The 13,645-nt window shown below is 72.0% G+C and carries 13 protein-coding genes; 5 read left to right on the forward strand and 8 right to left on the reverse strand.

Translation table 11 applies throughout. The features are described from left to right. Nucleotides 1-430 precede the first annotated feature (430 nt). A complete protein-coding gene (locus tag ACIPYS_RS18280) occupies nucleotides 431-952 on the reverse strand; it encodes an ATP-binding protein (RefSeq protein WP_231978410.1) in 522 nt (173 codons plus the stop codon). Between the two features lie 414 nt (nucleotides 953-1,366). Between ACIPYS_RS18280 and ACIPYS_RS18285 the strand changes: the two genes are divergently transcribed. Continuing rightward, nucleotides 1,367-2,233 (forward strand): helix-turn-helix transcriptional regulator, encoded by an 867-nt coding sequence (locus ACIPYS_RS18285; RefSeq protein WP_030392216.1) that lies wholly within the window; start codon nucleotides 1,367-1,369, stop codon nucleotides 2,231-2,233. Nucleotides 2,234-2,301: 68 nt separating this feature from the next. Here the strand turns inward: ACIPYS_RS18285 and ACIPYS_RS18290 are convergent, their stop codons facing one another. Together ACIPYS_RS18290 and ACIPYS_RS18295 are read right to left on the reverse strand one after the other, a co-directional pair. Continuing rightward, complete coding sequence (locus ACIPYS_RS18290) at nucleotides 2,302-2,907, reverse strand: TetR/AcrR family transcriptional regulator (protein ID WP_231978408.1); 606 nt, start codon at nucleotides 2,905-2,907, stop codon at nucleotides 2,302-2,304. Between the two features lie 237 nt (nucleotides 2,908-3,144). After that, a complete protein-coding gene (locus tag ACIPYS_RS18295; RefSeq protein ID WP_400747236.1) occupies nucleotides 3,145-4,668 on the reverse strand; it encodes an MFS transporter in 1,524 nt (507 codons plus the stop codon). A gap of 87 nt (nucleotides 4,669-4,755) precedes the next feature. Here ACIPYS_RS18295 and ACIPYS_RS18300 point away from each other — a divergent pair, with 87 nt between their 5' ends. Next, nucleotides 4,756-5,160 carry a MarR family winged helix-turn-helix transcriptional regulator gene (locus ACIPYS_RS18300; protein ID WP_093859431.1) on the forward strand — a complete coding sequence of 135 codons (405 nt, stop codon included), beginning with the start codon at nucleotides 4,756-4,758 and terminating at the stop codon, nucleotides 5,158-5,160. Nucleotides 5,161-5,245: 85 nt separating this feature from the next. Here the strand turns inward: ACIPYS_RS18300 and ACIPYS_RS18305 are convergent, their stop codons facing one another. From ACIPYS_RS18305 to ACIPYS_RS18325, 5 genes are all read right to left on the reverse strand, one after another. After that, nucleotides 5,246-6,208, reverse strand: a complete 963-nt coding sequence (locus tag ACIPYS_RS18305; protein ID WP_093859430.1) for a M56 family metallopeptidase — start codon at nucleotides 6,206-6,208, stop codon at nucleotides 5,246-5,248. Between the two features lie 210 nt (nucleotides 6,209-6,418). Continuing rightward, nucleotides 6,419-6,988: a DUF5134 domain-containing protein gene (locus ACIPYS_RS18310; RefSeq protein ID WP_093859429.1), complete on the reverse strand. Its 570-nt coding sequence runs from the start codon at nucleotides 6,986-6,988 to the stop codon at nucleotides 6,419-6,421. Nucleotides 6,989-7,134: 146 nt separating this feature from the next. Next, on the reverse strand, nucleotides 7,135-7,917 hold the full coding sequence (locus tag ACIPYS_RS18315) for an amino acid ABC transporter ATP-binding protein (protein ID WP_400747239.1): 783 nt from the start codon (nucleotides 7,915-7,917) through the stop codon (nucleotides 7,135-7,137). Further along, nucleotides 7,914-8,840 carry an amino acid ABC transporter permease gene (locus ACIPYS_RS18320; RefSeq protein ID WP_400747241.1) on the reverse strand — a complete coding sequence of 309 codons (927 nt, stop codon included), beginning with the start codon at nucleotides 8,838-8,840 and terminating at the stop codon, nucleotides 7,914-7,916. The genes ACIPYS_RS18315 and ACIPYS_RS18320 overlap by 4 nt, the downstream gene beginning before the upstream one ends. A gap of 26 nt (nucleotides 8,841-8,866) precedes the next feature. Next, nucleotides 8,867-9,754: an ABC transporter substrate-binding protein gene (locus ACIPYS_RS18325; RefSeq protein ID WP_400747243.1), complete on the reverse strand. Its 888-nt coding sequence runs from the start codon at nucleotides 9,752-9,754 to the stop codon at nucleotides 8,867-8,869. Between the two features lie 261 nt (nucleotides 9,755-10,015). On the opposite strand from ACIPYS_RS18325, the gene ACIPYS_RS18330 reads away from it, so the two are divergent. The 3 genes from ACIPYS_RS18330 to ACIPYS_RS18340 are packed head-to-tail and all read left to right on the forward strand — an operon-like array spanning nucleotide 10,016 to nucleotide 13,256. Next, on the forward strand, nucleotides 10,016-11,416 hold the full coding sequence (locus ACIPYS_RS18330; RefSeq protein ID WP_093859426.1) for a DUF6421 family protein: 1,401 nt from the start codon (nucleotides 10,016-10,018) through the stop codon (nucleotides 11,414-11,416). Further along, nucleotides 11,413-12,171 (forward strand): SDR family oxidoreductase, encoded by a 759-nt coding sequence (locus ACIPYS_RS18335; RefSeq protein WP_093859425.1) that lies wholly within the window; start codon nucleotides 11,413-11,415, stop codon nucleotides 12,169-12,171. The genes ACIPYS_RS18330 and ACIPYS_RS18335 overlap by 4 nt, the downstream gene beginning before the upstream one ends. Next, on the forward strand, nucleotides 12,168-13,256 hold the full coding sequence (locus ACIPYS_RS18340; RefSeq protein WP_093859424.1) for a low specificity L-threonine aldolase: 1,089 nt from the start codon (nucleotides 12,168-12,170) through the stop codon (nucleotides 13,254-13,256). Before ACIPYS_RS18335 ends, ACIPYS_RS18340 begins: the two co-directional genes overlap by 4 nt. The last annotated feature ends 389 nt before the right edge of the window (nucleotides 13,257-13,645 follow it).

A 13,645-nucleotide genomic window follows, 5' to 3' on the forward strand; every position in this document is an offset into this window, starting at 1 on the left:
GGGGGGCCGTCGTGGGTGCTGACACCACGACGGCCTTTGTCTTTTCCGGCCTTCTTGCCGGTTCTTCCGCCTCGTCCCGCTCCTCGGGTCCCGAGGATCCCGGGCGGAGGGGTGCCCGCCTTCGCGGTCGGGCCCGTGTTCGCCGGCCGTGCGCCCGGCCGCCGTGCGTTCGGCGGTTCCGTGTCCGGCGGTCCTGCGTTCGGCGCTTCCGTGTTCCGCGTTCCTGTGTTCGCCGTCCGGCTCGGTCGCTCTGCCGAGCCGCCGCACGCGGACCGGAGTGACGCGCACCGGGGGGGCCGCCACCGCCGGGAGGCTGCCGGTGCCCGCTGCCCGAGGGCCGCCGATCGCCGTTGCCGGGGTGGAGTGGTCGCCGGAAGAAGTGGCCGGCCGCGGTGCGGTGTTCCCGGCGCGGCTGTTGGCGGACGCGGAGTCAGGCCGAGCGCCGGTGCCGTCCGCCGAACTCGGCCAGGGGGGCCGCTCGCAGGTTCTCCTCGGCCTCGAACAGCGCCCAGACGACCTTGCCGCCGCCCAGCGGGTGCCAGCCCCAGGAGCGGCTGAAGGAGTCCACCAGGTGCAGTCCGCGGCCGGACTCGGCCACGAAGTCCGCCTCCCGGGCCACCGGGCCCAGGCTGCTGGGGTCGCTCACCGCGCAGACCACCTGCGGCGCGCGGTGCACCAGGCTTATTCGGATCGGCAGCCTGCCCTCGGGCGTCGGCTGCGTGGGAGAGTCGTGGTCGTCCGTCGTGGTCGGGCACGCGCCGATCGCGTGCCGCAACGCGTTGGTCACCAGCTCCGAGGCCACCAGCGCGACGTCGTCGAAGAGCTCGCCCAGGCCCCAGCGCTGCAGGGCGGTCCTGGCGAAGTCGCGCGCGGTTCTGACGGCTTCGTAGCGGGGAGCGAGCGTACACGTGACCACATGGGGGTCGACTGCCAAAGCCGTTCCGGTGCTCATGAAGAGCTCCTCCCATAAGGGGGCGGACACGGCTGGACCCGCCGGGGTCATGCCGGTCACCTCCGACTCGCTCGGCCGCGCGGCCGCCCCTCGACCAGGCGCGCGCGCACGAGGGCCCGGAGGCGCGGGGGCGCTACCGGGCCGGTGCACGGAATCGCGCGTGGGGTCGACGCGGAGCCCGCGGGATTGCCAGGGATGTGCAGGTGCACGTGCACCATCGTGCTCTGCGCTCACTACAGATGCAAGAGCCGATTCACGTGCAGTCGTTCAAATGGCATATGCAAGCGCCGGATGCACGTGCATCCTGGTGTGCGGAGTGCAGAACTGATAGGAACATCCGTCAGTATCGGCACCGTGAGCGCTCAACTGATGGCAGACTGTGCGCTGTTTGCCCTAGGTGGAGGTTAGGACCGCATGACCACAGTTCAGCCGGGCGGCGGCTCGATGGTCCGCCGGATCCTCCTCGGCTCCCAGCTGCGCCGGCTCCGCGAGACGCGCGGCATCACCCGCGAGGACGCGGGCTACGCGATCCGGGCTTCCGAGTCCAAGATCAGCCGCATGGAACTCGGCCGGGTCAGCTTCAAGGAACGTGACGTCGCCGACCTGCTCAGCCTCTACGGCGTGGACGACGGCCTCGAGCGCGAGGCGCTCCTCGGCCTGGTCCGTGAGGCCAACAAGTCGGGCTGGTGGCACAGCTTCAACGACGTCCTGCCGGGTTGGTTCCAGACCTATGTCGGCCTCGAGGAGGCCGCTGCACTGATCCGCACCTACGAAGTCCAGTTCGTCCCCGGTCTGCTGCAGTCCGAGGAGTACGCACGGGCGGTTTTCGGCCAGAGTCGGCCGGTGATCAGCGAGGAGGAGGTCGAGCGCCGGGTCAGCCTGCGCATGCGTCGTCAGAAGCTGCTCACCGAGGGCGGCAGCCCGCGGCTCTGGGCGGTCATCGACGAGGCCGCGCTGCGCCGTCCGGTCGGCGGCCCCAAGGTGATGCGCGGCCAGGTCCAGTACCTGATCGACGCCGCCGAGCAGGCCAACGTGGTCATCCAGGTCATGCCGTTCCGCTTCGGTGCGCACGCCGGTGAGTCCGGTGCGTTCACCATCCTGCGCTTCCCCGAGCAGGACCTCGCGGACGTGGTGTACCTGGAGCAGCTGACCAGCGCGTTGTACCTGGACAAGCGCGACGACGTCGACGCCTACATCCAGGTCATGGAGCGGCTCTGCGTGGACAGCCTCACGCCCGAGCGCACCATCGACCTGCTGGCCTCGATCCTCAAGGAGCGCTGAGTCCGGACGGGACCGCCGCCCGCGGGGCGCCGGAACCGGACCCGGACGGGCACAGCGGCCGCCGCGGTTCAGCCGCGGGCCGGCGGCCGTTCCCGTTCCGGCGGGAGCGGCTGCGGCGGGCGGCCCAGGTGCCAGGGCAGGTCGTAGCGCCGGAACAGGTCGGCGCGGATCGGGGCGAGCGGGACCTCCGCCCCGGGCAGCAGCACGCCTATGCAGCCGCCCATCAGCGCGCTGCGCAGGACCGCGTGCTCGGCCGGCGGGTCGGGTGCGCCCCAGTCGCGCAGCAGTCCCTGGAGGATCGCCCCGAGCCGCTGCTGCTCCGGGTCCTGGACGAAGGCGCCGGTGTCCGGGTCCAGGATCAGGGCGAGGTGCGAGCGCATCACCCGCGGGTGGTCCATGGCCAGGCTCAGCACCGCGTCGATGGCCCGGGCCAGCCGGTCCTCGGGGCCGGCGTCCGGCGCCAGCTCGTCCAGGGCGGTGGAGAGCGCCTGGTGCATCATCCGGTGGGTGGCCGACTGCATCAGCAGTCGTTTGCCGTCGAAGTAGTAGGAGAGCAGGCCGCGTGCGAGCCCGGCCCGCTCGGCGATGTCGGTCAGCGTGGTGCCGGCGTATCCGCGCTGGTCGACCAGCTCGACGGTGGCCCGCATGATGCGGCGCCGGGAGCGCTGGCGCATCTCCTCATTGACCGAATCCCCGCGAGGTGCCATCGTGTCTGCTCCGTACGTTCGTTGGCTGGCGGCCAATATACTGGCCGGGCCGGCGACCGAACCCCGGCGGCCGGCATTCGGCCGGGCGGTCCGGGGTCGGCCCGTACGGAGGCGCCGGCCCTACCAACACGGGGGTTTGGTAGAGCCGGCGCCCAGCCCGACGGCGAAGGGTGGATCCGGACGACGCGGAACCTCTGCCGCCGCTCAGCTCTTGCTGAGGATCTCGTCGCGGCGCCCGGCCAGATCCTTCTGGCCTACTGGCGGATAATCATAGTCCGGTATCGACAGGGTGATTGCCTTCTTCCGCCGGTCGAGCACGGCACCCGCCACGGCGATCACCAGGCCGACCAGCGCGACCCCGGTGACGAACAGCAGGGCCGGCCGGTAACCGTCCAGCTGCGCCTCGGCGCCGGTGCCGCCGTTGCTGCCGGCGGTGATGATCGCGGTGGCGCCCGCCAGGACCACCGCGGTGCCCACCTGGATCGCGGTGTTCACCAGGCCCGAGGCGAGACCCTGCTCCTCGTCCGCCACCCCGTCGGTGGCGGCGATGTTCACCGAGGGGAACGCGAGCGCGAAGCCGATGCCGAGCAGGACGATCGAGGGCAGCACCAGTACCGGGTACGAGCTGTGCGCGTCCAGCCGCAGGAACAGGGCGAACGCGCCGACCAGGGCCAGCAGGCCGATCGGCAGCAGCCGGCCGGTGCCGAAGCGGTCCACCACCGGGCCCATGAACGGCGCCGAGAGCGCGATCATCGCGCCGGCCGGGAGCAGTCCGAGCGCCATCGTCAGGGCCGACCAGCCGAGCAGGTCCTGCAGGTAGAGGGTGACGACGAACTGGAAGCCGCCGTACGCGCCGGTCATCGCGAAGGCGATCACATTGGCCCGGGCGACCGAGCCGTTGCGGAAGATGCCGAGCCGCACCAGCGGGTGCGCGGTCCGGCTCTCGACCACCAGGAACGCTGCCGCCAGCAGTGCCACGACGGCCAGCGAGCCCAGGGTGCGCAGGCTCAGCCAGCCCGCACCCTGCGCCTCGGTGACGGTGAACACCAGCAGCAGCACCGCGGTGGTGCCGGTGATCGCGCCGAGCACGTCGTAGCGGCCGGTGACCTTCTCCTCGGTCGGGCGGGGGAGCAGTCGGACGGCGAAGACCAGGGCCAGCAGCGCGATCGGGACGGGCATCAGGAAGGTCCAGCGCCAGCCGACGGCCGTCAGCAGGCCGCTGAGCACCAGGCCGAGCGAGAAGCCGCTGGCGCCGCAGGTGGTGTAGATCGACAGGGCCCGGTTGCGGGCCGGGCCCTCGGGGAAGGTCGTGGTGATGATCGACAGGCCGGCCGGCGCGGTGAACGCGGCCGCGACGCCCTTGAGGAAGCGGGCGGCGATCAGCAGGCCGCCGTCGTCGACCAGGCCGCCGAGCAGGGAGGCGGCGGCGAAGACGCCGAGCGCGGTCAGGAACACCCGGCGGCGGCCGAGCAGGTCGGCGGTGCGGCCGCCGAGCAGCAGCAGGCCGCCGTAGCCGAGTACGTAGCCGGAGACCACCCACTGGAGGGTGGAGGTGGACAGGTGCAGTTCGGAGCCGATCGACGGCAGCGCGATGCCGACCATCGAGATGTCCAGGGCGTCCAGGAAGAGCGCGGCGCAGAGCACGATCAGGGTGCCCCAGAGCCGGGGGGTCCAGTGGGCCCCGGCATGTGACGGATCGTCGGTGGTCGTGGCGGTCGCTGTGGTCATGGCGCAGAACACTACATGCACATGCATCCAATGCAAGTGAATAAGATGTTAACGCATAAGTTGTTGACGCTGTGATACTGTGGCGGCGTGGCTGAACTCGACTCCCCGGAGGAGGCAGGGCTGGTCGCCCAGTGGCGCGACCTGCTCGCCCGGCATGCCCGGACCGCCTGTCTGCTCGACCGCGAGCTGGGCGAGAAGCACGGCCTGGGCATGAGCGAGTTCGAGGTGCTGGAACGCCTCGTCGAAGGCTGCGAGAACGGCGACAAGAGCCTGCGCGTGCAGGAGCTCGCCCCCACCGTCCACCTCAGCCAGAGCGCCCTCTCCCGGCTGATCGGCCGGCTCGAGAAGGCCGGGCTGGTCACCCGGGCGATGTGCGCCGCCGACCGCCGAGGCATCCAGGTCGCGCTCACGGAGGAGGGCCGCCGGCGCTACGCCGAGGCCCGCGAGCTGCACCGCGAGGTGCTGTCGCTCACCCTGGCCGACGAGCCGTAGGCCCTGGCGGCGCCGTTCGGGCGGAATCCGAGCCGGCGTCAAGTGCGCTGCACTGCGGGGGTGGTGGTCGACGCTCCCGGGTGTCTCAGCGCAGCGCGAGCAGCCCGGGGGCGACGGCCAGCAGGACCACCGCGGCGGGCACCGCCAGGGCGGCGAGGGTCAGCCGCAGCCGGTGCGGCACGGAGAGCCTCGGCCGCCCCGCCAGCAGCCGGTCCACCCGCTTCGGGGACTGCGCCTGTCCGGGCGGGCAGGCGCCGAACACCCCGCGCCCCAGATTGATCCCCGCCAGTGCCAGTGCCGTGGTGTGGCGCCCGTGCCGGCGCGCCGCCCGGTCGTCCGCCGCCAACTCCACCAGCTCGCCCACCTGGTCCCGGAAGGCGCGGAACACCCCGACCCCGGGGAATCCGGAGGCGAGTGCCTGCGCGCCCTGGGCCAGCCAGTGGTGCCGGGCCCGCACATGGCCGCGCTCGTGGCTGAGAACCGCCTCCAGCTCGCGGGCGGTGAGCCGGTGGAGGGCGCCGGTGGTGACCACCAGCCGGGAGTCCTGCCCCGGCAGCGACCACGCCTCCGGGCGGACGTTCTCCAGCACCACCAGCCGCTCCCGGCGCGGCCGTGCGCCCAGGCCCGAGGCCGGCTCGATCGACTCCGGCAACGGCGGTGAGAGCTCAGCCAGTTGGGCATGCCGGCGGTCCCGCAGCGCCTTCGCGGTCCGGATCTCCCGGGTCAGCGCGACCACCGTCTGCAGCCCGCCCGCCGCCAGCACCGCCGCGCACAGCCGGCCCCAGCCCTCGGCGTTGTGCAGCCCGTACGCCGCCTCGACGCCGGTCGGCGCGCAGGCGAAGAGCACCGTGCGCAGATCGGGGAGGGCGGCCATCGCGGCGAGCACCAGGCCCAGTGCGCAGCACAGCAGCACCGCCACCACCAGGCACTGCCAGGCCAGCAGCGCCAGGACCGGTTCCCGCTCCACCCAGCGCGCCCGGACCAGCAGCCGGGGGGCGAGGGTGGCGAGCAGCAGTCCGAGCAGCAGCAGGCCGAGCAGGGCCGTCATGGCATGGGCTCCCCGGGGACGCACGGAGCGCGACAGTGCGCTTCCGGTCAACCTATGCGCTGCCGGGGCCGGGTGGAACGGCTTTCGGTCACCCAGTGACCAACGCCACGACACCCGGCGGACGGGGCCGGGTCACGGGGGGCGTGCCGGTGCCGCCGACGCGTTGCGGGGTGGTGACCCGGGGCGGGCTGCGGTGCTGCCGGGCGGCCGTCACATGGTCAGGAGCATGGCGAACATGCCGATGCCCATGGAGAGTCGGCAGGCCCGGGGCAGTCCGGCCGAGGCCACCGCCGCCGTGCTGCCGGAGCCGCTCAGCAGCCGGCTGCCGGACCACAGGGCGTACCCACCGAAGTAGGCGAGCAGGGCGCCGGTCAGCGCGGGCGGGCCGGACGCCGGATGGTGCCCGGTGTGCCCGGGGGCGGCGGTCATCACCAGCGCCATGTAGGTCATCGCCAGGGCCCCGACCGCGTGGTGCAGCCGGTGCGCCCGCCGGTCGGGCCGGCGGGCGGCCGCCAGCACCAGTAGCACCGTCGGCGGACCGTACACCCAGGCCCACACCTCGCCCGGAACGGCCGTGCCGGCGATCGCCATGGCGGCCATGCCGAAGCCCATCAGCCCCTCGGCGAGGTCGGCCTCGTGGGCGTGCAGTCGGCCGGGGCCGGTGACGGCCGGGGGCGCCGCGGGCGTGCACGGGGTCCGGCGGAGCCGGGAGAGGCAGTACCCGCCGGAGGCCGCGGTGAGGACGGCCAGCAGCCAGCTGACCAGGTGTGGACCGTGCAACGGCGGCCTCCAGGGCGGCGCGGACGGGCGTAGCGTCCACGATCACCGCTCGCCGCCGTGCGCAGCAGGGCGCGCGCAGGGCGCACGGTTGTGCTCCCCGTAGTGCGACCGGGCGTCGGGCGCCGCCCGGGCCGGGCGGGCCCGCGTCAGCCGGCGAGCCGGCCCGAGGCGATCACCCGGCTCAGGAAGCGCCGGGTCCGCTCCTCCGCCGGCGCCCCGAACACCCGCTCCGGCGGCCCCTGTTCGAGCACCACCCCACCGTCGAGGAAGCAGACCTGGTCGGCGACCTCGCGGGCGAAGCCCATCTCGTGCGTGGCGAGCAGCATCGTCATGCCCCGCTCCTTGAGGTCCCGCACCACCGACAGCACCTCGCCGACCAGCTCCGGATCGAGTGCCGCGGTGATCTCGTCGAGCAGCAGCAGACGCGGCCCGGTGGCCAGCGCCCGGACGATCGCCACCCGCTGCTGCTGTCCGCCCGAGAGCCGGTCCGGGTAGGCGCGGGCCCGGTCCGCGAGGCCGAGCCGCTCCAGCAGCTCCACGGCCCGCTGCTCCGCCTCGGCGCGCGGAACCCCGTGCACCCGCTGCGGGGCGAGCGTCACGTTCTCCAGCACGGTCAGGTGCGGGAAGAGGTTGTAGGACTGGAACACCACGCCGATCCGCCGCCGGACGGCGTCCTCGTCCACGCGCGGGTCGGTGATCTCGGCGCCGTCCAGGAAGACCGCGCCGTCGTCGATCCGCTCCAGCAGGTTGACGCACCGCAGCAGCGTCGACTTGCCGGAGCCGGAGGCGCCGATCAGGGCCGTCACCGAGTGCTCGGGCACACTCAGGTGGACGTCCGCGAGCACGACCCGGCCGTCGCCGAAGGTCTTGCGCACCGCCTCCAGCCGCAGGACCGGCTCGCTGCCGGCCGTTCCTCCCGTCACGGTCACGACAGGCCCCCTTCGTAGCGCCGGCGGTCGGCCCTGGCGGTCAGCCAGCCGGTGAACCGGGTCAGTGGGACGGTCAGTGCCACGAAGACGAGTGCCGCCACCAGGTACGGGGTGGAGTTGAACGACCGGCCGTTGATGATCTTCGCCGCGTAGACCGCGTCGATCACCCCGCCGATCGACACCAGCCCGGTGTCCTTCTGCAGGCTGACCAGGTTGTTGAGCAGCGGCGGCACCACCCGGCGCACCGCCTGGGGCAGCACCACGAAACGCATCGCCTGCGCGTGCGAGAGCCCCAGTGAACGGGCCGCGGCCAGCTGGCTCGGGTGCACCGACTCGATCCCGGCCCGGAAGACCTCGGAGACGTACGCCGCGTAGGTCAGCACCAGGGCGGCGCCGCCGAGCCACAGCGGGTCGGTGGTGACCCCGGTCAGCCGCAGTGCCGGGACGCCGGTGATCATCACCAGCAGGCAGATGATCATCGGCAGGCCGAGGAAGAAGTCCACGTAGATCGTGGCCAGCAGCCGCACCGGCAGGAAGACCGGCCCGCGCAGCGTCCGCAGCACCGCGAGCAGCAGACCGAGGACGAGGATCAGCACCCCGCAGACGGCCATCAGCTCCAGATTGATCCGCAGCCCCTTGAGCACTTCGGGCAGCGCCTGCCGGGCGTACTCGGCGCTGAAGAACGAGCGCCGTACCGCGGGCCAGCCCGGCGAGCCGACCACCAGGGCGACCAGAACGACCGCCGTCAGCAGGGTCGAGGCGGCGGCGATCAGCGCCGAACGGCGGGCCCGGCGGCGACGGAACGCCTCCCGGGCCAGCCGCCGTGCCGAGGGCCGGTAGCCCGCCGGGGCGGCGGCCTTCGTGGGCGGGCGGCCCGTCCGCCCCGGGCTCGCAGCTTCCGGGCTCACGTCTTCCGCGTTCATGCCTTCCGCGCTCATGCCTTCCGTGCTCACCGCAGCACGGGAGCGGACACGGCGTCCGACAGCCACTCCTGCTCCAGCCGCGCGAGCGTGCCGTCGGCCCGCAGCGCGTCCACCGCCGCCGAGACGCAGCCGGTCAGCCGGGAGCCCTTGTCCAGCACCAGGCCGAACTGCTCACCCCCACCGCTCCCGGTGCCGCCGCCCGTCAGCTGACCGACCACCACGGCCTCGGTCACCTCGGCCCCGGTGATGTAGAAGGCCGTCGGCAGGTCCACCACCAGCGCCTCGACCTGACCGTTCCTCAGCGCGGCCTTCGCCAGGTCGTTGGAGTCGAAGACGGCGGGCGGCGTGGACGGCCGCAGGGTGCCGGTGATCGCCTCCAGGCTGGTCGTCCCGACCTGGGCTCCCAGCTTGACCCCCTTCAGGTCGGCGAGGCTCCGGGCCGAGGCGGCCCCGGAGCTCTTCAGCGCGATCACCGCCTGCCGCACGTCGTAGTAGCCGGAGGAGAAGTCCACCGCCTGCCGGCGCTCGGCGCTGATCGACACCTGGTTGATGTCGAAGTCGAAGTCCTTGGGACCGGGCGCGGTCGCCCGGCCGAACGGTGCGACCACCCAGGACACCTTCTCCTTCGGGTACCCCAGCTTCGCCGCCACCGCGTACGCCACCGCCGACTCGAAGCCCTTGCCGTTCTCCGGCCGGTCCTCCGAGAACCACGGCTCGTACGCGGGCTTGTCGGTGCCGACGGCGAGCGTTCCCGCCGTCCGGGTCGGCAGGGCGCCGGGCGAGCAGTCGGCGGCTCCGCCCGGGGCCGAGGGGCCGGCGCCGGAGGCCGGATCCTGGGCGGCGCAGCCGGTGACCGCGGCCAGCAGGACACCCGCGAGCAGAGCGGCTGCGGCGGACGTGCGGGGGAGGGGCATGGCAGTGCTCCTGGACACGAAGAGGCGGACCGGTCGGGTGATGACCTCCCCCGGTGGCGGGCCCGGGACACGCGCGGCATGGTCGCCTTGGGAGGCTTCGTCCCACGTCGTCCGGAAGATCCCGTCGCCTGTTCACGCGCCCGTCACGCGCGCTCCACCGCAGGTCACGAAAGATCCGTCGTCGAACCCGCCCTTGAACAGAAGAACCTTTCGTACATATGGTGGTCTCGTTGAAAACCCTCCTGTTGAAGTGAGTCCCCGATGCAGAATCTTTCGCCAAGGGTCGCTGTGGCGGCCGACGCCCCGGCCCAGAGCCTCGCCGCGCACCCGGCCTGGCTGCGACTGAAGGACGCCGTCGAGACCCTGCGCCCCCTGCAGTCCAAGGACGGCTCCATCGACCTGGCCGCCGTGCAGCGCCACACCGTCGACCCCCTGGTCGCGACCGTGCGCACCGCCGTCGCTGAGCTGGCCCCGCTCTTCCCGCACGACGCCGCCTACCTGGCCGCCGTCGACACGGACCTGGCCAAGTGGGCCGACACCGGCTACCGGGAGCCCGACTTCCTGGACTCGCTGCTCGCCTTCCAGCCCGCGACCCAGCGCGAGGACGGCCTGCAGCACCTGGTCGTCTTCCCGATGTACACCCAGAACGGCAACCCGGACCGCAACCTCGAGGCCGTCCTGCTGAACGTCGTGTGGCCCGACTGGCTGGCCGAGCTGGAGCGGACCCGCTTCGACAACCCGATGTTCGTGCCGATCACCTTCACCGACTTCACGGCCGGCTACGACACCAACTCCGCCGTCCTCTTCCCCGAGACCGTGGCCGTGCGCAAGGCGCCGGAACGATTCACCTGGGGCGGCATCTTCTGCGACCGCGAGGCCGCCCGCTTCCGCGTGGTCTCCACCAACGCCGTCGAGCTGCTCGGCCTGGAGATCCCGGCCGACGCCGAGAGCCTGCTCCAGGACCAGGAGCGCTCGCAGCAGACCTTCGTGCTCTGGGACCTCATCCACGACCGGACCCACAGCCACGGCGACCTGCCGTTCGACCCCTTCATGATCAAGCAGCGCAGCCCGTTCTGGATGTACGGTCTGGAGGAGCTCCGCTGCGACCTCACCACCTTCAAGGAGGCGGTGAAGCTGGAGACCGAGGGCAACGTGCACGCCCGCGACGTCCAGTACGCGATCCTCTTCGACCGTCTCTTCCGCTTCCCGGTCAGCGGCGACCGCGTCCGCAACTACGACGGCATGGGTGGCCAGCTGCTCTTCGCCTACCTGCACAAGCACGACGCGCTGCGCTGGCGCGACAACCGCCTCAGCATCGACTGGGAGCGGGCCCCGCAGGTCACCAACGACCTCTGCGCCGAGATCGAGACCCTCTACCGCGACGGCATCGACCGCCCGAAGCCGGCCCACTGGATCGCCGCCTACGAGCTGGTCTCCCGCTACCTCACCCCGCACCCGGCCTCGACCTGGGCGAAGGGCACCGAGGCACTGCCGTTCGGCACCACCGACGGCAAGGCGCTCAACAAGGCGCTGTGCGACGCTGTGCTCCCCGACGAGTTCCCGCTGAGCATGTTCTACGAGGCCCTCTCGAAGAAGCTCGGCGGCGTCATCGCCTCGACCGCCGGTATCACCGGCGCTGGCCTGCAGGGAGTCGCCGCGTGACCACCGCACCCAAGGGACCGCTGACCGGCAAGGTCATCGCCGTCGCTGGAGCCAGCGGCCCGGCCGGCCAGGCCGTGCTGCGCCGCCTCGCCTCCGACGGCGCCACCGTCATCGGCGCCGACATCGACGCCCAGCGCCTGGAGTCCGCGCTCGACTCCGTGCGCATCGCCGTCCGTGGCGCGCGCGTCAGCGGCCAGGTCATCGACCTCCTCGACCCGCAGGAGGTCCACGACTGGGCCGACCACCTGGAGGCCGAGCACGGCCACGTCGACGGCGTGTTCCACCTCGTCGGCGGCTGGCGCGGCAGCAAGACCTTCTTCGACAGCCGGATCGACGACTGGGACTTCCTGCACGACACCGTCGTGCGCACCCTCCAGCACACCTCGCTGGCGTTCCAGCCCGCCCTGGTCCGCAGCGAGTCCGGCCGCTACGCGATGATCTCCGCCGCCGCCGCGCACAAGCCCACCGCGGGCGGCGCCGCCTATGCCGCCGCCAAGGCCGCCACCGAGGCCTGGACGCTCGCCATGGCGGACTCCTTCCGCAAGGAGACCACCGCCGAGGACGGCAAGCCCACCGCCGCGGCTGCGATCCTGGTGATCAAGGCGTTGGTCAGTCCCGAGATGCGGGCCGAGAAGCCGGAGGCGAAGTTCGCCGGCTTCACCGACACCGCCGACCTCGCCGCACACCTGGCGGGCCTCTGGGACCGCCCCGCAGAAGAACTGAACGGACAGCACCTGTGGCTGACAGCCCAATGACCGACCTTTCCGAGCTCTCCGGGCACACGGACGCGCAGCGGCGGCACGACACCGCCGTCCGCGGCTTCGCCAGCGACAACTACGCCGGCGTGCACCCCGAGATCCTCGCCGCCATAGCCCTCGCCAACGGTGGCCACCAGGTCGCCTACGGTGAGGACGACTACACCACCCACCTGCAGGACGTCTTCCGCCGCCACTTCGGCGAGCAGGCCGAGGCGTACCCCGTCTTCAACGGGACCGGCGCCAACGTCGTCGCGCTGCAGGCCCTGCTGCCGCGCTGGGGCGCGGTGGTCGCCGCCGAGAGCGCCCACATCAACGTGGACGAGGGCGGCGCGCCGGAGAAGATGGGCGGCATCAAGCTGCTCACCGTCCCCACTCCCGACGGCAAGCTCACCCCCGAGCTCATCGACCAGCAGGCCTGGGGCTTCGGCGACGAGCACCGCGCGCAGCCGCTCGCGGTGTCGATCACCCAGAGCACCGAGCTCGGCACCCTCTACACGGTGGAGGAGATCCGGGCGATCGTCGACCACGCGCACCAGCTCGGCATGCTGGTCCACGTGGACGGCTCGCGCCTGTCCAACGCCGCCGCCTCGCTCGGCGTCCCGCTGCGCGCCTTCACCACGGACGTGGGCGTCGACGTGCTGTCCTTCGGCGGTACGAAGAACGGCCTGCTGCTGGGCGAGTGCGTGGTCGTGCTCAACCCCGAGAAGGTCCGGAACATCAAGTTCCTGCGCAAGACCTCGATGCAGCTCGCGTCGAAGATGCGTTTCGTCTCGGTCCAGTTCGAGGCGCTTCTCTCGGGCGACCTCTACCTCCGCAACGCCGGCCACGCCAACGCCATGGCGAGCCGACTGGAGGCCGCGGTCCGCGGGATCGAGGGAGTGACCGTGGTCCGCCCGGTCGAGGCGAACGCGGTGTTCGCGATCCTCCCCCGCGAGGTGAGCGAGCGGCTCCAGAAGCGTTACCGCTTCTACTTCTGGAACGAGCACACCGGCGAGGTCCGCTGGATGTGTTCGTTCGACACCACGGAGGCCGACATCGACGCCTTCGCGGCGGCCATCGCCGAGGAGATGGGCCGCGCCTGACGCGCGTCCGACCGCCGATCGTCCCGTCCCGCAGCAGCGGGGCGGGACGATTTGCTTCTGACGGTCCGGTCCCCGTACAGTTCCGGAGTCGCCGCGAGAGAGCGGGGACAAGCGGAAAGCGAAGTCGGTTGAATGAAACTCCGGAAAACGGAGCGGAAAACATCTGATAAGCTTGAAACACGAAAGAACGAAGCGCCCGGAGGGTCAGTGTGAAAGCCGCCCGAAGGAAGTGTCCGTTCCTTGAGAACTCAACAGCGTGCCAAAAGTCAACGCCAGATATGTTGACATCCCCGGCCTCGGACTTGTTCCGGGGTTGGAGATTCCTTTTGAAGTAAAACACTAGCGAGGACGCAGTGCGCGGGGCCGCCCTATTCCGGTGGTTGCCGTGC

The organism is Kitasatospora sp. NPDC089913 (assembly GCF_044748625.1).
Lineage (GTDB): Bacteria > Actinomycetota > Actinomycetes > Streptomycetales > Streptomycetaceae > Kitasatospora.